Source organism: Fontibacillus phaseoli, assembly GCF_003337355.1.
GTDB lineage: Bacteria > Bacillota > Bacilli > Paenibacillales > Paenibacillaceae > Fontibacillus > Fontibacillus phaseoli.
The window spans coordinates 609,999-630,735 of record NZ_QPJW01000001.1 but is presented as its reverse complement, the minus strand read 5'-3'; the positions used below and the strand labels follow the sequence as shown (position 1 = coordinate 630,735).

Annotated in this window: 18 protein-coding genes and 1 other annotated feature; of the genes, 5 read left to right on the top strand and 13 right to left on the bottom strand. The window is 49.1% G+C overall.

Going from position 1 to position 20,737, the window contains the following annotated elements; genetic code table 11:
- Nucleotides 1-14: 14 nt before the first annotated feature.
- Entirely contained in the window at nt 15-1,085 is a 1,071-nt protein-coding gene (gene cax / locus DFP94_RS03115; protein WP_114494963.1) for a calcium/proton exchanger, read from the top strand.
- 64 nt (nt 1,086-1,149) lie between these two features.
- On the opposite strand, the gene DFP94_RS03110 is transcribed toward cax, so the two are convergent.
- The 5 genes from DFP94_RS03110 to DFP94_RS03090 all read right to left on the bottom strand — a co-directional run bounded on the left by DFP94_RS03110 (nt 1,150) and on the right by DFP94_RS03090 (nt 6,209).
- Nucleotides 1,150-1,437, bottom strand: coding sequence for an Fpa/YlaN family protein (locus DFP94_RS03110; RefSeq protein WP_114494962.1), 288 nt, complete (start codon nt 1,435-1,437; stop codon nt 1,150-1,152).
- Nucleotides 1,438-1,639: 202 nt separating this feature from the next.
- Nucleotides 1,640-1,885, bottom strand: a complete 246-nt coding sequence (locus DFP94_RS03105) for an HPr family phosphocarrier protein (protein ID WP_114494961.1) — start codon at nt 1,883-1,885, stop codon at nt 1,640-1,642.
- Nucleotides 1,886-1,966: 81 nt separating this feature from the next.
- Nucleotides 1,967-3,082 (bottom strand): aminopeptidase, encoded by a 1,116-nt coding sequence (locus DFP94_RS03100; protein ID WP_114494960.1) that lies wholly within the window; start codon nt 3,080-3,082, stop codon nt 1,967-1,969.
- A 139-nt stretch (nt 3,083-3,221) separates the two neighbouring features.
- Nucleotides 3,222-4,058 carry a hypothetical protein gene (locus DFP94_RS03095; protein ID WP_114494959.1) on the bottom strand — a complete coding sequence of 279 codons (837 nt, stop codon included), beginning with the start codon at nt 4,056-4,058 and terminating at the stop codon, nt 3,222-3,224.
- A 162-nt stretch (nt 4,059-4,220) separates the two neighbouring features.
- Nucleotides 4,221-6,209: a sensor domain-containing diguanylate cyclase gene (locus tag DFP94_RS03090; protein ID WP_114494958.1), complete on the bottom strand. Its 1,989-nt coding sequence runs from the start codon at nt 6,207-6,209 to the stop codon at nt 4,221-4,223.
- Nucleotides 6,210-6,683: 474 nt separating this feature from the next.
- Between DFP94_RS03090 and rpsD the strand changes: the two genes are divergently transcribed.
- The gene (gene rpsD, locus DFP94_RS03085) at nt 6,684-7,283 is read left to right on the top strand and encodes a 30S ribosomal protein S4 (RefSeq protein ID WP_114494957.1); all 600 of its coding nucleotides are present in this window, start codon (nt 6,684-6,686) and stop codon (nt 7,281-7,283) included.
- 48 nt (nt 7,284-7,331) lie between these two features.
- On the opposite strand, the gene DFP94_RS03080 is transcribed toward rpsD, so the two are convergent.
- The 3 genes from DFP94_RS03080 to tyrS all read right to left on the bottom strand — a co-directional run bounded on the left by DFP94_RS03080 (nt 7,332) and on the right by tyrS (nt 10,288).
- Nucleotides 7,332-7,808 carry an SAM-dependent methyltransferase gene (locus DFP94_RS03080; RefSeq protein WP_114494956.1) on the bottom strand — a complete coding sequence of 159 codons (477 nt, stop codon included), beginning with the start codon at nt 7,806-7,808 and terminating at the stop codon, nt 7,332-7,334.
- A gap of 123 nt (nt 7,809-7,931) precedes the next feature.
- On the bottom strand, nt 7,932-8,798 hold the full coding sequence (locus DFP94_RS03075) for a MerR family transcriptional regulator (protein ID WP_114494955.1): 867 nt from the start codon (nt 8,796-8,798) through the stop codon (nt 7,932-7,934).
- 236 nt (nt 8,799-9,034) lie between these two features.
- Nucleotides 9,035-10,288 carry a tyrosine--tRNA ligase gene (tyrS, locus tag DFP94_RS03070; protein WP_114494954.1) on the bottom strand — a complete coding sequence of 418 codons (1,254 nt, stop codon included), beginning with the start codon at nt 10,286-10,288 and terminating at the stop codon, nt 9,035-9,037.
- A gap of 61 nt (nt 10,289-10,349) precedes the next feature.
- Nucleotides 10,350-10,618 (bottom strand) — a binding site (T-box leader).
- A 155-nt stretch (nt 10,619-10,773) separates the two neighbouring features.
- Between tyrS and DFP94_RS03065 the strand changes: the two genes are divergently transcribed.
- On the top strand, nt 10,774-13,881 hold the full coding sequence (locus DFP94_RS03065) for a transglycosylase domain-containing protein (protein WP_114494953.1): 3,108 nt from the start codon (nt 10,774-10,776) through the stop codon (nt 13,879-13,881).
- 55 nt (nt 13,882-13,936) lie between these two features.
- Here DFP94_RS03065 and acsA read toward each other — a convergent pair whose 3' ends face one another.
- Nucleotides 13,937-15,661, bottom strand: coding sequence for an acetate--CoA ligase (gene acsA / locus DFP94_RS03060; protein WP_114494952.1), 1,725 nt, complete (start codon nt 15,659-15,661; stop codon nt 13,937-13,939).
- 299 nt (nt 15,662-15,960) lie between these two features.
- Here acsA and DFP94_RS03055 point away from each other — a divergent pair, with 299 nt between their 5' ends.
- Nucleotides 15,961-16,593, top strand: a complete 633-nt coding sequence (locus DFP94_RS03055) for a GNAT family N-acetyltransferase (RefSeq protein WP_114494951.1) — start codon at nt 15,961-15,963, stop codon at nt 16,591-16,593.
- Between the two features lie 32 nt (nt 16,594-16,625).
- Nucleotides 16,626-17,816, top strand: coding sequence for an acetoin utilization protein AcuC (locus tag DFP94_RS03050; RefSeq protein WP_114494950.1), 1,191 nt, complete (start codon nt 16,626-16,628; stop codon nt 17,814-17,816).
- 33 nt (nt 17,817-17,849) lie between these two features.
- On the opposite strand, the gene DFP94_RS03045 is transcribed toward DFP94_RS03050, so the two are convergent.
- The 4 genes from DFP94_RS03045 to DFP94_RS03030 form a co-directional block, all read right to left on the bottom strand.
- On the bottom strand, nt 17,850-18,560 hold the full coding sequence (locus DFP94_RS03045; protein ID WP_114494949.1) for a 5'-methylthioadenosine/adenosylhomocysteine nucleosidase: 711 nt from the start codon (nt 18,558-18,560) through the stop codon (nt 17,850-17,852).
- A 132-nt stretch (nt 18,561-18,692) separates the two neighbouring features.
- A complete protein-coding gene (gene ccpA, locus DFP94_RS03040) occupies nt 18,693-19,697 on the bottom strand; it encodes a catabolite control protein A (protein ID WP_114494948.1) in 1,005 nt (334 codons plus the stop codon).
- Nucleotides 19,698-19,808: 111 nt separating this feature from the next.
- Nucleotides 19,809-20,150 carry a bacillithiol system redox-active protein YtxJ gene (ytxJ, locus tag DFP94_RS03035; protein ID WP_114494947.1) on the bottom strand — a complete coding sequence of 114 codons (342 nt, stop codon included), beginning with the start codon at nt 20,148-20,150 and terminating at the stop codon, nt 19,809-19,811.
- Between the two features lie 108 nt (nt 20,151-20,258).
- Nucleotides 20,259-20,702 carry a hypothetical protein gene (locus DFP94_RS03030; RefSeq protein WP_114494946.1) on the bottom strand — a complete coding sequence of 148 codons (444 nt, stop codon included), beginning with the start codon at nt 20,700-20,702 and terminating at the stop codon, nt 20,259-20,261.
- Nucleotides 20,703-20,737: the final 35 nt, after the last annotated feature.

Below are 20,737 nucleotides of genomic sequence, written 5' to 3'. Positions count from 1 at the left end.
TTGGAGGTGTTGAAATGAAAAAATATTTATCCCCTGGACTACTCGTCCTTTTTTTCGTACTAAGTGCCATCGGTCATTACGCCCATTGGTCCGCAACTTTGGAATTCATCATCTCCGCGGTCGCTGTCATCTTTGTCGCCGGTTTCCTTGGCAAAGCCACCGAAAGCGTGGCTCATTACGCCGGGCAGCGTTTAGGAGGTTTTTTGAATGCCACGTTCGGTAACGCGGCTGAACTAATCATCGCCATCATGCTCTTAAGGGAAGCCAAATTCGATATGGTCAAAGCAAGCATCACCGGCTCCATTATCGGCAACCTGCTGCTTGTGCTCGGACTCAGCCTGTTCGCAGGCGGATTGAAGTACAAGGTGCAGAAGTATAATGTTTCCCTTGCCGGAATGAACGGCTCCCTGATGATCGTTGCAATCATCGCCCTGTTCGTACCCGCCATCTTCCTGAATACCCATGTGCTTCACGAAGATGACCGGAATATCCTCAGCCTCGTCGTAGCGGGTGTACTGATTGTCGCCTATATCCTTTGGTTGATCTTCTCTATGGTAACCCATAAAAACTATCTGGCCGATGTTACCGAAAGCGACGATCAAGAACTGCCGCATGAGCATGAACCGACCTGGTCCAAAAAACGTTCTATTTTGTATCTGGTTCTCGCTACAGTCATGGTGGCGTTTGTCAGTGAATGGCTCGTACATAGCCTCGATACCTTTTCCACCAAGTTCGGATTGAGCGAAATTTTCGTCGGCGCCTTTGTCGTCGCGATTGTCGGGAATGCCGCAGAACACAGCGCAGCCATCTTGCTCGCCATGAAGAATAAAATCGGTGCCGCGGTCGAAATCGCGGTGGGAAGCAGTCTGCAAATCGCCTTGTTCGTTGCGCCGGTCCTGATTTTCGTCAGTCACCTGCTCGGCAATCCGATGGATATCGTCTTTACGGTCATCGAACTTGCGGCCATCGGCGTTGCTGTCTTCATTGCCAAATCGATTACCCAGGACGGTCAGACCAACTGGTACGAAGGCTTACTCCTAATCGCCGTATATTGTATTCTCGGCTTCTCTTTCTATTTGGTATAATAACTTCCAAAAAAAAAGCGCATGCCCTTGTTAAAAGGGTCATGCGCTTTTGCTTTAACGAGCATTACTCTTTATTGTTCATGGCTTCGTAAAGCGTAGCCAGATTACGTTCCAGTCTGCTCAAGATCTGTTTGCCTACCGGCTCCTGAACCAATCCGACGCGCACTGCATAATCGACCTGCCTGGAGAAACCGTACATCTGGGTATCCAGTACTTCCTCATAGAGAGGGCAGTAACGCGTAGCCAGGTTCTCCATCTGCACTTCGATCAGCTTTTCTATTTTATCTGCATCCTCTTTCAGAAGATTGAGCGCTCTGAGATTCAGTTGCTCTTGCAAATCAGATGAAGTCATGTTCATCCCCCCCCTAGGTCCTCCAAAATCTCCACAAGCTATTCTATTCATAATTTTAGACGAAATCGGAAGCCAATACAAGAACCCCGCTAAATAAACGATGCCTCAAATCTATTCTCTTATCATACCGCAATTCACGAAAGAAATATCCATACAAAAAATACCCCTGCCCTAATAGGGCAGGAGTATTTCCTGATCTAGCTTATTCGGCCACTATTTTTACATCCAAGCCGTATTTTGCAAATACTTCCGATACAGCCGCTTTGGCTTCATCTGCGTCCGGTCCGTGAACATGCAGCTCATAGCTCTTCGTGTTCACCAAGGTAGTGAAAAGACCGAGGATACTTTTAACATCGATGTACTTATTGTCTGCTTGCAGCACAATAGATGAAGTAAACTTTCCTGCTGTTTGAGCAATTTCCACTACTGCTTCGTTATTAGTGGCCATAGCGATCCCTCCGTGTCTAACTTTGAAATAACATATCTTTATGATACCTTGAATCCGCTTTCCAGGCAAGGGATTTTCTATTTATTTCAGGTTCTCCGGATTTAATCCTTCAAGTTCTGGAAGCACGAAAATCCCGTCCTTACGGATAAGAACATCATCGAAATAAATTTCTCCGCCGCCGTATTCCGGCCGCTGGATCAAGACCAAATCCCAGTGAACCGAGGAACGGTTTCCGTTGTCCGTCTCGTCATAAGCTTGACCCGGCGTGAAATGAAGGCTGCCGGCGATTTTCTCGTCGAACAGAATATCCTTCATCGGATGGAGAATGTACGGGTTAAAACCGATCGCGAATTCCCCGATATATCTGGCTCCTTCATCCGAATCCAGAATCTCGTTCAAGCGTTTGTTATCATTGCTCGTCGCTTCCACGATTTTGCCGTTCTCAAAACGGAATTTAATATACTCAAAAGTGACCCCATTGTACAAAGTCGCCGCATTGTAGCTGATCGTGCCGTTCACGGAGTCCCGTACAGGCGCGCTGTACACTTCGCCATCAGGGATATTCTTTTGCCCGGAGCATTTTTCCGAACCGATATCTTTAATCGAAAAAGAAAGCTCTGTTCCCGGTCCGGTAATGCGTACTTTGTCGGTACGGTTCATCAAAGCTTGCAATGCATCCTGAGCCCGGTCCATTTTTGCGTAATCCAGATTGCAAACATCAAAATAGAAGTTTTCGAAAGCTTCGGTACTGACATTGGCCAGTTGTGCCATGCTTGCATTCGGATAGCGGAGAACGACCCATTTGGTGTGTTTGACGCGCTGCTCGCTATGTACCGGATGGTTGTATAATGTATTGTAGAGCTTCATGCCTTTTTCAGGAACATCGGACATATCGTTGACGTTGGAGCCTGCGCGAATTCCAATGTAACAGTCCATCATTTTCATCCGGACCAGGTCATATTCCGCCCACGCCTTAATACCTTCTTCCGTGGCATATTTCAATTGGGCGCTTTGTACGGTTTTGTCAGTCAGCTCAACAAAGGCATTCCCGCCTTTTTTGCCGATTTCTTCGACTACGGCTTTAATCAGGTCACGTTCTTCTCCGATCATCTCTACCAGGACATTTTCCCCGGGTTGGACATTCACCGAATAACCTACCAGGTTCTCTGCCAGTTTTTGTATTCTTGGATCTCGCATACCTTTACGCCTCCTCAAAATAATGGGCTCTCGAAAGCCCGGAGCGGTCTCAAAATGAACCCGCAAATAAGTTGAACATTGGTTAATTCTCATCTTCTATTGTAGCACGCCGCTTCCGTGAAGTCAGCCCAACCCGGTTTCAATGAAATTGTTCAAAACGGCTGTCCGTAATCAGCACTTCACGTTCCTGGTCACCCAGCGCGTTCATATAGTTCAATTCCGTCTCCGAAGATAGTCTCACCGGCAGGCCGGATTTGCGCTTAATCGTCAAATGATAAACCACCTTGGCATCCGCCTGATTCAGCATGGATACCATTTGATCCTTTCCTTCCGACCATTCCTTCCGCAGTTCGCTTTCCACCTTCGGGCGCCGGTCGAGAGCGACTTGAGCAAGCTGTTCTTTCCAATCCGCTCTAATGACTTCCATTTCCCCTTCAAGTTTTACGCCCAGACGATGTTTGGCCTCCTCCGGGTCGAGTTCGATCCGCAGCACCCTTGTGCCTCTCCCGGCTCCTTTTTCCGTAGTTATCGACTTCTTCATGGCGCGTATTTCTTCCAACTGATCCAACGGATTGAGCCGGGCAATCCCCCGAAGGAGGACATCGTTTTCATTCGATTTCAGGCTCCAGCCCCCTCCTTTCCACTGTAGATCCGCTTTAAATGCCGCCGGGTTGATTCCTGTCGCCCGAACTCCGACATTCTTATCGATGGCGCCGGAATTTGGCAGCACCGTACGAATAGATAATTGATGGTGGTCTTTCAACTGTCCCGTAAAATTTACGGAATCCTCCATTTTTGAATTTTTTCCGCGAAAAACAGCCGCGCTGCCGCGAAAAGTCAATGAATCGCAGCCGGCCATCCCCGACCAGGTATAATGGAACCAATCCTCAGCCGTTTTAGTATCGCTGAGGCCGCAAGCCGACAATAACAGGATAATGCATCCGATCCAGCCCGCTTTGAAATATGCCTTGTACATAATGATTCAGCGCCCCTCTATCTCCGGAAAGCCGCAGCCTAAACCGGAAAAGGTATGTTAGCTGTAGCCTATCCCGACAGAAGGAATCTATTCGCTGACGAAAAACAAAAAGAACGCCCCGGTAGGACGTTCCTTGCAACTTCAAAACTTTTTAACGAGCCATTATTTTTCAGGAGCCAGTCCGATTTGAGTCTGGTTTCGGCCGTTTTTCTTGGCTCTGTACAGGGCCATGTCCGCCAGGTAGAACAGGGATTCCACGCTGATTCTCTCGTTATCGCGGTTCCACTCGGCGATCCCGCATGAAACGGTTACCTGCGGCTGCGTTTCCATAGCGACCCGATGGCGAATCGTCTCCGCGATCTGGTATCCGCTTTGCACATCGGCAGCCGGCAGATAGATCGCCAGTTCCTCGCCCCCCCATCGAGCCGCAATATCGGTTTTGCGGACCGTGCTTTTGATGATGGAGCAAACCTGCCGCAAAATTTTGTCTCCGGCCTGGTGACCAAACGTATCATTCACCTGCTTGAACAAATCGATGTCGACGATGATCAGGGAGCCCCCTACATCCCGCTTCTGAAGCTCCTGGATCCGGTCGTCCAGATAACGGCGCGCATACAGGTCGGTCAACATGTCATGATTGGCCATCCGTTGCACTTCCGCATGCAGCGAAGCGTTGGCGATCGCAAGGCCGATATGCGAAGACAAGACCTGCAGCAATCTGTAATTTTCATAAGAAAAAAAGCGTTCCGCCCGATGTGCCAGCATAATTGCCCCGATAACTTCTCCCCGGACGACCAGAGGAGCCACGATGAGCGAGCGGGCGCCCGTTTCATCCATTAGCCTGGACTGAATTTTATCGTAAGCCTTGTAATCGGACAAAATAATCGGTTCCCTGGATGAAAACACCATGCCGCTGAAGCCGTAATCTTTAGGAAAATACTCCTTGGAGAGCGACGGGACGTTGCAAGCCATCACCTCAAAGAAATCGCTGTCCTTTTCTATTTGGGAAATACAACAATACTCCGCTTTGAAGATGGATAACAGTTCTTCGGTTGCGAACTTGAAAACTTCCTTCAGCCTCAGGCTCTGGTTGAGCCGTTTGGTCAGTTCGTTAATCAACCTCAGCTCGCTCACCAATAGATTGGATTGCTCGTACAATTTCGCGTTCTCAAAGGCCGATCCCGCCGTATCCGCGAGCATACCGATCAGTTGCAGATCGACCTCTTCGATTTCGTCGCAGGGCATAATTAAATGAAATACGCCATAGACTCCTTGCTTGCCCACCAGCGGTACCGCAATTTCCAGGCAAGGCTCTTCATCCTTGCCCCAAATCTCGGCCCGCAGCACCCGTCCTTCCATAAACGCACGGACGCACATATGATCCTTCTCTCCCTGCAGTTGGAGCGATTTGACCCGGGGATCCCGGCTGAGATGATCCTGAGACATGAGGAGTTCTACCTTCGCATTAGGATACATGCCGGCAATCCGCTCGAACACCTCGGTCAACACCGCATCGACATCGATTTGATCGTGCAGCTTCTGAACGACCTGAAACAGGATGGACCGCCGGTATTCTTCCCTTTTGGCCTGCTTTTGCACATGCAATAAATCCGTTACGAACAAAGCCTCGAACCTTCTATAGAAGCATGTCCGGAAATAACGGGCAGCCATACTCACCCAGGCTTGGACTAAGGAAACTCCGTTCTCATCCAGACCGGTAATCTGACACCCCAGCACAGCAAACACTTCGTTTGCGTGCCTCGTAAAAACCGGAACTGCAATACAATAGCCATCATCGAAACCCGACATTGTAGTGTCCCGGCGCAGCAAACAAGCCTGGGCGACCTCAAGCTGAATTCTTTGGTCATCATTAAGGTTGCGTCGGCATGTGTCTACCAGCTCTCCCGTATGGTCAGCTGCAAACCAAGCCATCCGGCAAGAAGCTGGAGGCTCTTGCATCTCATTAACCGAATCGGTGTAGGCATACTGAAGTAGAGAAGATATATATGGATAGTCATAGAATGTGATATCAAGCAGCTTCAACCAGTTCATCTGGTCGCCTTGCTCTTCCCCTTCATTCATTTGCGGCAGAGTAATGCTAGAATCCGGCTTAAACGACTGCGTGCAGTTATCTCTTGATTGTTTTGTCATGAAAAAAGCTCCTTTTTTCACCGCGTCCTGCCCGCAGCGAGATAATGTAAACGAAGCCGTTTGACTCTGCCCATAGTTACACGTTTATCATAGTAAGTAAGCTTTGATTTCTTTCTAGCTAGATATTATGTTCATTTTACTATCTTCCTGATTGTTTTGCATTAAAATTCCTTCATTTTACCCTAATATTTTAGGACAAAAGCCCTATCGACATATTTCAACTTAATAAAACAAAATCATCCACTTGACTTTACTGTCCCGATTCATATAATATTTATTGTTGATAAAGATCTGGATAGGATCTTGATTAGGGCGTAACGCATGCGAGCACCCTCTCGGTTTTTGTTGCTGACAGGACAGCGGCTGAACTTTCCTGTTAGAGAGCGGATTTACTATCCTCCGCCCGTCCAAACAAAACCCGCGCAAGTAGAACCCTACACGAAAATTTCATGATAAAAGGAGTCTACCTATACAATGGCACGTTACACTGGTCCTAAATTTAAACTCAGCCGTCGTCTCGGCATTTCCCTGAGCGGCACTGGCAAAGATTTGAAACGCCCTTTCCCTCCTGGACAACATGGTGCTAACCAACGGAGAAAAATATCCAACTACGGCATGCAGCTTTTGGAAAAACAAAAACTGCGCCACATGTACGGTTTGGGCGAAAAACAATTCCGCACTTTGTTTGTTAAAGCTCAAAAAATGCCAGGTATCGCTGGTGAAAACTTCATGGCGCTGCTTGAAAGCCGCCTTGACAACCTGGTATACCGTCTTGGTTTTGCAAATTCACGCGCCGGTGCCCGCCAATTGGTTGCTCACGGTCACATCACCGTAAACGGCAAGAAAGTGGATATCGCTTCTTACCGTGTAAGCCTTGGCGACGTTATTGGTCTTCGTGAAAGAAGCCGCGGCCTCTCTTCTGTTAAAGAAGCTTTGGAAAACCGCTCGCATCTTCCTGCTTACCTCGAATTCAACGACAGCGCTGTTGAAGGCAAGTACATCCGTCTGCCTGAACGTTCCGAGCTGTCCCAAGACATCGACGAAAAACAAATCGTCGAATTCTACAACCGTTAAGAATTTCAAAACCGGCCAACCCTTTTCAGGATTGGCCGGTTTTTTTGTTCAAAAATTAAATTCTCCTGCCCAGTCGAAATGCGCCGACTTTTCCAGACTCTCCGGCCAGTGACCGCACCATCCTGGGACATCGGGTGATTCAACCCGATCAAGACTAGGCGTATAAGGCTTTAAGTCAATAACCGGGGTACCCTCGTTGGCATCGATAAACGGAATCCGAATAATGCCCTGGTCTTCATCGATATGGATCGCCTGAACGACGCTCAAGGCTACCGGATTGGGTCTGAACGGCGAGCGGGTAGCAAACGTCCCCAGACTTGGAGGGGAAGACTTATAAGGCGACTGCATCTCCATCACATTTCTGGCCTCATCATTGTCAAATTCATGAAACCACCATACAACAACCACATGACTGAAACCTTTCAATCCGTTTAAAGCAGGAACATATTTTTCATCCACCAGAATAAATGTCCCATCATGACCTGACTTTATGGTGCCGATGGGGTTGACTGATAATTTTTCCACTTCGTATCCTCCTTTTTAACAAACCAATTCCAACTTCAATTTCACTTTAAAGCCTGCCACTATGTGAGAGTCAAGAAACGTAAAAACAGCCTGCTAACGTTTCAGCAGACTGTTTTATTGAATTCATTTTTGTTTTACCACCGGAATTTGAATTTCAGTTAGATAACATTCCGGATTTTCTTCATTCCACGGGCCTTTGTGACAAATTTGCCTGTTCAAACCGACCATACTATATTGCTCATGCAAGTGGAGCCAGCGTGCTAACGCCAGAAAGGCGGATCCGATATTTTCATAAGGGCCATCTACCAGAGCGCAAGCCATCGTATCGATTTGTTCCGTTTCATGGAAAGTAAATCCGTCACTACTTTTACGAAGAACTTCATCCACCACTACGCATACCTCAACATCTACATCACGTTCTTTAAAATCCTTGTCATGATAAACCGCAAAAGTTTTGCTGCTTTGAGGAATGGCCAAACCCTCAGCTTCAATGTAACGGGTGAGTTCCATCCATAGCGACCCCTCGCTGAAATAGTCCGGTATGATTCTTCTCAAAGACAGAACCTTGTAGCTTGGCACGCTTTTTAGCGTAACATTGCAGTGCACAGCCATGTTGTCCGCATGAATGTCGCGGAGGGCCATTTCTATTTTCTTCAGTTTTTCCTGTTCTTTTCTGATTCCATAGACAATCTCTTGGCGTTTGTCTCTGAGTTGCCTGGTTACGAAGCAAGACTCCCAGTTGCTAATCGCCAGAGCGATCTCGGATACGGTGAACCCGGTATCCCGCAAAAAAATAATTTTATGCAAAAGAGAGATTTGCTCAACCGAATAATAACGGTATCCCGAATCGTTGTCGATCCGCGCTGGCTTTAGCAGCCCTGTCTCGTCATAATAGCGCAGCATTCTTATCGAAACCTGGGTAAGCTTTGAAAATTCACCGATTTTAAAAACGGCAAACCCTCCTTTCCGGGACCTAGCTAGGTTATGCATTTGTATTTTATTCGAACTTTCTTTCTGTTTCTGTAATAAAATTCATTCCAAGTACGGCACCGGCACTGCAAGTTGCTCACCGTGACAACTAACTGGATTTCCTTCAGTTAATATAGATAGAATGCTATCAAATAAAAAAATAACTGGAGCTTTCCAGTTATTTTTTATTCGGTAACCTTTTTGGACGCAGATTTGAAATGTAATATGTAAAAGGGGCCTAAACGGCCCCTATCCTGTTATTTCACCAGCAGCTTGGCAAATTTGCGTTTGCCTACCTGGATAACATCTCCATCCGCAATGGCAATGTCGGCATTCGGATCGGTCACCTTCTCTTCATTAAGCTTCACGGCCCCTTGCTGGATGCTGCGCCGGGCTTCGCTATTGGAAGCCGCAAAGCCTAGCAGCGAGAGCAGCTTGATCAGACGGATTTTCCCCTCCTCCAGCTCGCTTGACGGTATCGCTATCTCCTCGATGTCTTCCGGAAGAGCCCGCTGCTGGAAGACGGTAATAAAATGATCTTGCGCCGCTTCGGCCGCGTCCAAGCTATGGTACATACGGACAAACGTGTAGGCAAGCCGCATTTTTGCATCTCGAGGATGAACCGCGCCTGTCTTCACGCCTTCGCTGAGTACAATCAATTCCTCGTTCGTCAGGTCGGTCGCTAGCTCGTAGTATTTCAGCATAAGCTCGTCCGGCACCGACATCGATTTGCCGTAAATTTCGTTCGGCTCCTCATCGATGCCGATGTAGTTCCCAAGGCTTTTGCTCATCTTCTGGGCACCGTCAAGACCTTCGATCAGCGGCGTCATAATCGCAACCTGCGGCTCCAGGCCGTATTCTTTTTGCAGCGTTCTGCCCATCAGCAGATTGAACTTTTGGTCCGTACCCCCAAGCTCGATATCGGTATGCAGCGCGACCGAGTCCATTCCCTGCATCAACGGGTAGAAAAACTCGTGAATGCTGATCGGCTGACCGTTCTGGTAACGCTTGGTGAAGTCGTCTCTTTCAAGCATCCGGGCTACCGTAACCTTTGCAGCCAGCTTGACCACTTCTTCGAACGTCATCGGAGCAAGCCATTCGGAGTTAAAGAATACCTTCGTTTTCTCCGGATCCAGTATTTTAAAAATTTGCTGACGGTACGTTTCGGCATTCCGTTGCACATCCTCTTCGGACAACTGCTTGCGGGTTTCCGATTTCCCCGTCGGATCGCCGATCTTCCCGGTGAAGTCGCCGATAATGAGCTGTACTTGATGTCCAAACTGCTGGAACTGGCGCAGCTTTTGCAAAACTACCGTATGGCCCACATGAATATCCGGAGCTGAAGGATCAAGTCCAAGCTTCACATTTAACGGAGTTCCGGTTACGACCGATTTCATGATTTTTTGCTTTAATTCATCCTCCGGCACAATCTCCACCACACCGCGGGAAATCACCTTCAACTGGCGCTCGACTTCCTCCTGCTGAGTAACCGTTAATTCATCCCATTTCATTTCAGCATTCCTCCTAAACAAATTTAACCTATCCGAGAACGACAAAAAGCTCCTTCTCATCCCAAGGGACGAGAAGGAGCTGCTCGCGTTACCACCCTAATTAAAACCGTTATTCAGCCTTGTCCGCCTTAGGCGGCCAATGTTAAACAGACGGTCTTCACCTCATTTCGAATAACGGGTCTTCCCGGTACCGGGCTACTAGCAGTTCTGCGTTCCCCCGGACGGCTCCAGACGGTAATTCAAAAGGGATCCGCCCATTCGGTTCGCAGCGACCACCGATTCTCTGAGCGGCGGGATTCCGCCTTCTACTAAGTCTTTCCAAGCCTTTGACGATATGCAATTAGCTATTTTATATCACAGAAGCTTTCGCGAAGTCAAACGCTAAGCCGTCAAAATCACGGTCGGATACTGTCCGAATAAGCTGAAAAAGACACCAAACCACCATTTTTGTGCTATAATGTTGCTGTTAAAAAGGAGGATCATCCATGGTTCATGAGAACGATAACAACTCCGGGAAGGAGCAACGCAAATCGCGAAGCGAATCACGGAGCACATCGCGAAACAAGAAACCTGCACCCAAGCGTAAACGGGGACGTTGGGTATGGACAACGCTTGGCTGGCTCGTTTTGCTTGGGTTTGCCGGAGCTTTGTTTGCCGGAGGGGCAGTATTCGGGTATGTCTCCTCGATCGTCGTAGACGAACCCGTGAGAACACGTGCCGATATCGAGCAGAAAATCAATTATAACGAAATTACCGGATTCGCATACTTCCGCGACGGCCAACCCATCGGACAATTGCGTTCGGAAGAAGACCGGCGGCCCATCAGTTATGAGGAAATTCCTTCTTCCGTTATTGATGCCGTCATAGCCATCGAAGACAATAATTTCCAAGAACATATGGGTGTCGACTTTAAAGGTACGATGCGTGCAGTAAAACAAAAACTGCTCAAAGAAGATATCCAAACCGGCGGAAGCACGTTAACCCAACAGTTGGCACGCCGGGTATTTCTGAATCTCGACCGGACGGACAACCGGAAAGTGAAAGAAATTTTGCTTGCGATGCGACTGGAGCGTTTCCTGACCAAAGACGAAATTCTTACGGCCTATCTGAACAAAGTACCATTCGGAAACGGCTCTAACGGGTATCAGGTCTACGGCATCAAGGCAGCGGCCAAAGGTATATTTAATATCGTTAACCTGGAAGGATTGAATATCGCCCAATCGGCCTATTTGGCCGGGTTGCCCCAGCTCCCTTCTTCCTATTCCGCCTATAACGGCAAAGGGGAGTTCAACCAGGAAGCCTTCGATCGTGCGCTCAAACGGCAGCGTCTGGTCCTTCAGCGCATGCTGGAAGAGAACAAAATAACGAATGCCCAGTATAATGAAGCGCTTGCGTTCGATATTAAAGGGTCGCTCGCGCCGAAAACGAAGAAAGCCTATGAAACATTCCCATATCTTATGCTGGAAACGGAACGGCAGAGCGCCATCGTAATTGCCATGCTTAACAATCCGGAAATGACCAAAGAAGAGATCTCCAAAAACTCGCAGATTCTTGAAGAATCCCGTCAGGAGCTCCTAACCGGAGGATATCGGGTGTTTACGACGATTGACAAAAAAGTATACAATTCCATGCACAAGGTTTCGGAAAACAAGGAGAACTTCTCTCCATACAGCGAAACCAAAGGACTGGAACAAGTGGCCGGCATGATGATCGACAACCATACCGGGGCGATTCTCGGGATGATCGAAGGCCGGGATTTCTATACGGAGCAAATGAATTATGCCACGCAGATGGTACGCCAGCCCGGTTCGACCATGAAGCCGATCGCCGCCTATTTACCGGCTATGGAGGCAGGATTGATTCAACCGGCAAGCATCATTGACGATTCGCCGGTTATTTTACGGGACTACCAAAAGGGATACCATATCCCTGTCAACTCCAGCGGAGGCTACAAAGGGCTAGTAACCGCACGCACGGCGCTGAATGAGTCGCGAAACGTTCCAGCCCTGAAGGTGTTCAATCAAACCGTGGGCATCGACAAGGCTTGGGATTTCGCCAAGAAGCTGGGCATTACGACCTTGGATGAGCAAGACTACGGAGCTCAAACCGGCGTACTCGGCGGATTGAAATATGGCGTTACGGTAGAAGAACTTACCAACGCTTATACGGCGATTGCCAACGGCGGAGAATTTAACGACTCGTATATGATTGCCAAAATTACGGATTCCAAAGGAAATATCGTTTATAAACATGAAGCCGATCCGCAGCGCGTATTTTCCAAGCAGACGGCCTATCTCATGACCGATATGCTGCGCACCGTCATCAAGGACGGAACCGGGAAATCGATCAAGAAAAATTTCAAAATGTACGGAGAAATCCCGATCGTCGGGAAAACCGGCACGACGCAAAACTATGCCGACGTCTGGTTTATGGGCTATTCGCCCGACGTAACGCTGGGTATCTGGATCGGGTACAAAGAACCCGTCAATACGCTGTCGGAAGCCGGGAAGTCCCGGGCACGGTCCGTTTGGGCGGAAGTAATGAACGAAGTGACCGAAAATGAACAGGATCTGTTTGTCACGAAGGAGTTCAGCAAGCCGGACGGCATCGTCTCCGCGACGGTGTCGGGATTCAGCGGCAAGCTGCCGACAGAGCTCACCAAACAGGCCGGCAAAATGGTTACGGATATCTTCAATGTCAAATACGTCCCGAAAGAACGGGACGATGTGCTGGTTCGCATGAAGTATATTACTTATGAGGGTGTCAACTACATTCCTCAGAAAGCTACACCATCCGATATGGTGCTTGAAAAAGTGGTGATGAAGCGCGAAAAACCGATCAAGGAATTGATCAATGAGTTGGAAAAGGCCTTCTCTTCCATGAAAGGCGGCCATAGACCGCTAAGCTTCTATCTGCCGAAAGATGCGGGAGAAGATGCACCAACGAAGTCGGACCCTCGCATGGATGACGGAGCGCCTCCGGCAGCGCCTGCCAATGTGAGACTTGCTTCCGGGAACGGTGCTTCCAAAGTCACGTTCAGCAAGAACGGAGAGAACGATGTCGTGGGTTACCGTCTCTACCGTTCCGTTGACGGCAGCTCGTTCAAGTATACGGGCCAGGCGGTCCTTACCGGTCAGGCGACGGCGGTCTCCGATTCGAACACCGGCGGATTCGCCCATTCTTATTACGTAACAGCCGTCGATGTTGCCGGAAAGGAATCGGAGCCAAGCGCGATTGTAAGCTCGGACACCGCGATTCCGGATATTCCCGATGAAGAAGAGATAACAGAGCCTGGTGGCGATTCGGGGCAGGAAGAAATCCTCCTTCCACCTGCAGTTCCCGGCCAGGTAGCTGTTCAGACCGCAGATAGTGAAATTACTGTCACCTGGGGAAGCGCCCCACCGTCTGACTTCGTGTCAAGCTATAACATCTACTTCTCTGATGCCGCTAACGGCCAGTTCAGCTTACTGGGCTCAACGGCCGGAAATCAGTTTTCCTTCAAGAGCGATGCGGCCGGCGGCTGGATTCAAGTAACGGCGGTCAATGCTTTCGGCGAATCCGCCCCGACCGCTCCCGTGCAATACAGCAAGTAAGTTCAATCCAAAAAGGGTTCCGGGATGATATCCATCCCGGAACCCTTTTCTACTATTAATCCTCGATCGTCGATAAATCGCCTGCCGGGAGGTTCAATTCCCACGCCTTCAACACGCGCCGCATGATTTTGCCGGAACGGGTTTTCGGCAGTCTATCTTTAAATTCAATTTCTCTTGGAGCTGCATGCGCCGACAAACCTTCTTTCACAAACCTGGAGATTTCCGCTTTCAGCTCTTCGGAAGGGGCAAACCCTTCACGAAGTGAAATAAACGCCTTGATAATCTCTCCACGCGTCGGGTCCGGTTTGCCGATCACGCCGGCTTCTGCCACCGCAGGATGTTCCACAAGTTTGCTCTCCACCTCAAACGGCCCGACCCGCTCCCCGGAGGAATTGATGACGTCATCGATTCGTCCCTGAAACCAGAAGTACCCGTCTTCGTCCATATAGGCGGTATCGCCCGAGATATACCATCCGGGAATTCTGAAGTATTCTTCGTACTTGGGAGCGTTGTTCCAAATTAACCGCATCATTGATGGCCACGGCGTACGAATGGCCAGGTTGCCCATCCGGTGAGGCGGCAGCACTTTACCGTTGTCATCGATAATCGCCGCATGAATGCCAGGCACAGGTTTTCCCATCGAACCCGGTTTAATCGGCATGGAAGGATAGTTACAGATAAGCTGTCCTCCCGTTTCGGTCATCCACCACGTATCATGAATCCGGTGGCCGTATACCTTGTATCCCCAGCGGACGACTTCCGGATTCAGCGGCTCGCCGACCGAAAGAATATGTCTTAGCGTAGAGAGATCATATTGCTTCACAATGTCCTCTCCGGCGCCCATGAACATCCGGAAAGCGGTTGGAGCACTGTACCACACGCTGACCTTGTTTTTTTGAATCGTCTCGTACCAGTCTCCGGGACTGAAACGCCCTCCCCGGACTACATTAGTGACGCCGTGCAGCCAGGGAGCGAAAATGCCGTAAGAAGTGCCCGTAACCCAGCCGGGGTCTGCCGTACACCAGTACACATCGCCTTCTTTGAGATCCAATACCACCTTGCCCGTATAATAATGCTGCAGCATCGCATTGTGAACATGATAGACGCCTTTCGGCTTTCCGGTGGATCCGGAAGTGTAGTGAAGAATCAATCCGTCCTCCCGGTTCACCCATTCAATCTCGGCCTCCGGCGAGGCAAGTTCCATCTCTTTATAGTAATCAACGACGCCCTTCTCTGGTACAATGTCCTTTCCCACGAGAAAAAGATGTTGAAGCAGCGGCAGCTCCTTCCGCTTCACTCTCGGCAATAAAGCCGTCGTGGTTACGAGTGCAACCGCTCCGCTGTCTTCCAGACGGTCTTTAACCGCCGTCTCCATAAACGCTTCAAACAACGGTCCCACCACGGCTCCGACTTTGATGATAGCCAAAATACTGACGTATAATTCCGGACTTCGCGGCATAAACACAAATACGCGATCACCTTTAGAGATCCCCCTGCTGCGCAAGACATTGGCAAATTGGTTCGATTTGGCCTGAAGATCTCCAAAAGTATAAGTTTCATCGCGGGTGGGATCATTAAACCGCAGCGCAATCTGATCGCCTTTTCCAGCGTCAACATGACGGTCGATCGCTTCATATGCAAGGTTGACCTTTCCGGTTTCATACCAGGAAAACTGCTTTTCTACGTCCTCCCAGCTAAAATTATCGTACGTCTCCACGTAGTCCCCCAAGTTGGAAGAAGGGGCACCCACAGAAATAATTTCTCCTTGCAATTGACTCATCGTTCCATCCTCCCTTGATCTGCACAACAGTTTGGTATAATAGATCAACATCATGAAAACGGATACAAAGATATTGGGGTTGAAAGGATCATTGGGACATTACTTAGTGGGACAGCATCCGTTTAAAGAACGCAATAGCTCGAACAAAAAAGTATGCAACAATAATCACGATGTCAAGTGAAAATTGTGAAAATTTTATGTCGGAAACATTATAACATACGTCATACATAGCGGCTATACTTTTCAATTTTTCATTTTTCTGTTATAAGAGAGTGGAACGAGCAAAGGAGGCGGCAATTATGGAACACCGTAAAACGTATATCCGCCATACCCTGCCCCATGATGACAGCGAAATTGTTTTGGAAGGTCCCGTGACGCCATCTCATCTTCGCAGCCTTCGGATGCATCCGGAACTGGACGCTTTCCGCCGTCCGAAAGATCAGCTTACGGCTTTGATCGAGATCGCCGGCCTTCCGGAGGGGCGAATTATTTTAGCCCGGGTAAATGAAGTAATAATCGGCTACGTGACATTCCACTATCCCGATGAAATGGAGCGCTGGTCTCAGGGAAGCATGCAAGATTTGATTGAATTGGGGGCCATTGAGGTAGCCAACGATTACCGCTCGCTCAAAATCGGCTCCCGCTTGATTCGTACGGCGTTTGAAGATGGTCAGATGGAAAAGTACATCGTCTTCACTACCGAATACTATTGGCATTGGGATCTTAAAAGCAGCGGCCTGACGGTTTGGGATTACCGGAAAATGATGGAGCGGCTGATGCAAACCGTCGATATGGTCTGGTACGCTACGGACGATCCGGAAATTTGCTCCCATCCCGCCAACTGTCTGATGGTCCGAATCGGCAAGGAGGTTCCACTCGAATCCGAGGAACAGTTTGACAGAATCCGTTTCCAGCAGCGCTTCATGTATTAATCAATGACCCTAGAGGAAGGACGCGTGACGCCATGTCTGGAAGCGCTTTATTTGTCCATCACGATAAAACGATGAATTACCGGTTCCATGATCATCATCCATTCCATCCGATCCGGCTTCAGCTCACGCTGGACCTCTTGTCAGACATCGGGGCCATTGCCCCCTCCCAAATGATATTTTCTCGTCCGGCAAGTGAAGAAGAACTGCTGAGGATCCATCAGCCCGGTTACGTGGAGGCCGTAAAAGCTTTAAGCCAAGCCATGCCGGATCCCGAATGGATCGGCCGTGCAGATCAGTATGGCCTGATGGATGAGGATACGCCCTATTTTGCCGGAATGCATGAGGCGGCATCCTATGTGGCCGGTGGTACTATCACGGCCGTCGAAACTGTAATGTCAGGGCGGGCGACCCATGCCCTTCACCTTGGCGGGGGCCTGCATCACGCCCTGTCCGCCAAAGCGGCCGGTTTCTGCGTCTACAATGACGCCGCGGTCGCGATTGCCTACGCCAGACAAAACTACGGCGCCCGGGTGCTCTATGTGGATACCGACGTGCATCACGGCGACGGGGTGCAATGGAGCTTTTATTCCGACCCGGAGGTATGCACTTACTCCATTCACGAGACCGGCAAATATTTATTTCCCGGCACCGGTAACGTCAATGAGAGGGGCGAACATCAAGGTTACGGGGCGTGCATGAATATCCCCCTTCAGCCATACACCGAGGATGACTCCTGGATGGAATGTTTTGAAGAGTCCATTCAACGCTTAACCGATTACTTTAAGCCCGACCTTATCGTCAGCCTGCACGGCTGCGATGCCCATGCCCTGGATCCACTTAGCCATATGCATTGCAGCATGGACATTTACAACAAAATGCCGGCCCTTCTGCACAAGCTCGCTCACAACTATTGCGAAGGACGATGGGTTGCCGTCGGAGGCGGAGGCTACGACATGTGGCGGGTGGTCCCGCGCGCCTGGAGCCTGCTTTGGCTGGAGATGAGCCACCACCCCTTAAAACAGGCTCTGGACCTAAGGGATGCTTCGCTAATGAGCCTTCCCGCGTCCTGGATCGAGAGATGGCAGGGACAGACCCAACTGCCGCTGCCGACGGAGTGGCTGGACGATCTGTCCCGATGGGAGGGGATTCCGCGCCGGGATGAGATCACGACAAAAAACCGCGAGAATCTCGCGGTTGCGCTGCAGGATTACCCTGAAGTATGACCTATGAGTGGGACTGTTGATTTAGAAGTCGATTTAAAAATCTACATGTTGAATCATATCTTCCACGATCTCGAAAGAGCGTTTGGAGGCGGCAACGGTAAATTCGGCGAAGTTCACGTTCGCCGTTCCGTCCGCCTTGTCGGACATCGAACGCAATATGACATACGGCACCGAATTAGTGTGGCACACCTGCCCGATTGCGGCCCCTTCCATTTCCACGCAAGCCCCGTCCATGACTTCGTACAAAAACCGCACAACCTCCGAATCGGCGACGAACTGATCGCCCGACAGCACCCTCCCAATCAAATAATTATGTTGCTTGCATACGCGGGAACATGCATCTTCCGCCAGCTTGATGTATCGTGGATCGGCCGGAAAATCCGATACCTCCTGAAACGGAGTTATCCCCCGTCGATACCCGAGCGGGGAACAATCCATATCGTGCTGCTGGCAGGAAGACGATATGACGATATCCCCGATATTGAGCGCAGGATCAAGCGCTCCCGCCACGCCCGTAAACCAAATCACTCCCGCGCCAAAACAATCGATTAAAACTTGCGTCGTAATCGCCGCATTAACTTTTCCTACCCCGGACTTGCACACGACGACGTTCTTGCCATGAAACCGGCCTTTTACAAAAGAAACCCCTGCATGCACTTCCGGCTGCTCTTGTTCCACCATCCCTTGCAACAGCAATGATATTTCTTCATCCATCGCTCCGATGATTCCGATTGTAGTCGTCATAATGAATTACTCCTTTAACTCTGGCAAATAAGTAGCTGAATCCTAAAAAAAGCCCCTAAGTTTAGGAGCTTTTTCCGTTATAACCTTTTTCATATATTTGTCTTTTTTATCTCTTTATAAACTTAACCAGCCTTAAATATGGCTGACGGACAACCGCAAAATCGTTTCATGCGGCAGGATCACCCGAGGATTCTCCACCGTTTCCTTCTTCATCAGCTTGGTCAGGAGCCGCATCGCTACGGCGCCAAGATCGTACATCGGCTGCGCAACCGTAGTCAGTTGCGGACGTACCATAGAAGCCATGCGGATATTATCGACACTGATGATAGAGAAGTCGTCAGGCACTTTCAGGCCTTCGTCCTGGATGCTGTGGATCGCGCCGATCGCCATCTCATCCGTAGCCGCAAAAATGGCGCTAGGCCGTTTCTTCAGTCCCAGGAAATACTTCATCGCTTCAACGCCGGATTCGTAACGGTAATTCCCAATGCGAACAAGATCTTCATCGTACGGGATGCCTGCTGTTTCTAAAGCGCGTTTATACCCTTGGAAACGGGCGTATCCATTCGCCGGATCCTGCAGCGTGCCGCTGATCATAGCGATATGCCGGTGCCCGTGGCGAACCAGCGTACTAACCGCATCAAATGCCGCAGCTTCATGATCAATATCCACGGATGGAATCATGCCGTTCTCATCGCTCGTAGCACACAAAACAATCGGCACTGCCGACGTCTGAAATGCCTGAACATGCTCTTCCGTCACCGTTCCGCCCATGAACAACAGCCCGTCCACCTGCTTTTCAAGCAGTGTGTTGATGACACGGATTTCCTTTTCCTTCTTCTTGTCGGCATTACATAAAATAATATTGTAGTGGTACATGTTGGCGATGTCTTCAATACCTCTTGCAATCTCCGCAAAAATCGAGTTTGAAATATCCGGGATCACCACTCCGACCGTGGTCGTCTTCTTGCTGGCAAGTCCTCTTGCCACTGCATTTGGACGATATCCCAAACGTTCAATCGCTTCATATACTTTCTTCCGGGTTTGCGGCTTCACGTTGGGATTGTTGTTCACAACCCGGGAAACCGTTGCCATCGAGACGCCCGCTTCACGTGCCACATCGTAAATGGTAACCGTCACATTCTTCTCTCCATTGCCAATAGATTTTCAATCATTCATCACGAAAGTCCTGTGCTTCAATTAGATTTATCTTACGACAAATTACTACTTTGTGCAATGATAACGCTTCAATTATACAAGAATTCCTCTTAACGCATCAGCAGTTATCCTGGAATGGGAGGTATGCCATACCGCCTGACCGTCCTTGACCAGCAAAGCCTGCGGGGATTCGTGTTTGACGCCCAGCACATCGGCCGCCTCATTCGATATGTCACGGTCTTCAATCACATAGATCAGCCCATATGTAATCTTCTCATTCGGAGTAGCATTCAAATACTCCTCTAATTCCCGGTGAGCTCTGGCGCTAATCGGGCAACTTGTGCTGTGCTTGAACAACAAAAGCGACTGTTCCGCCGTATGCTGCAAAGCGTTGTGAAGATCCTCTTTAGAGACTATTCTATTCAAACCGGACATCCTGCATCCATCCCCTTTCAGAAAATGATTTTCAATTTTCTATTCTTATCTTACCAAAAAGAGAAAGCTAAAAACAACTTATTACGACAAATTCATGTAAAATTGTATCTATTTCGCGCTAAGGGACTGACGATTACTTACATACTTCGACAAAACCGCCAGCCGTACCGCGATCACGTTCATCCATGAGGAATCGTTCATTTTTTGAGCGCATCCGTACAGATCAAGCAGCAAATTGATCCGTTCATTGCATTTCTGCTCAAGGACCGCTTCAAAAGATGACGAGTCACTCTTCTCTTTTTGCTGGATCATGTCGTATAGAACATCCGCCAATTCGTTCATATCCGTAAAAAATACCCGCACGTTTTCTCCCTGCTGCTTCAACTGCTCCAACAAGTCGATCACATCCGCTTTAACAAAAGGAAGCACCTCATAATAATCGCATTCATCACATTCAAGAATCGGAACCCGGTCAACCTGGAACTTATTTTCGAAAATAACCAGCCTAAAACCGAGGTTCATTTTTTGTCCGCAACGGCAGTGCTTGCGCACAGAATCACCTCATTAATCCTCATCATTTTATGACC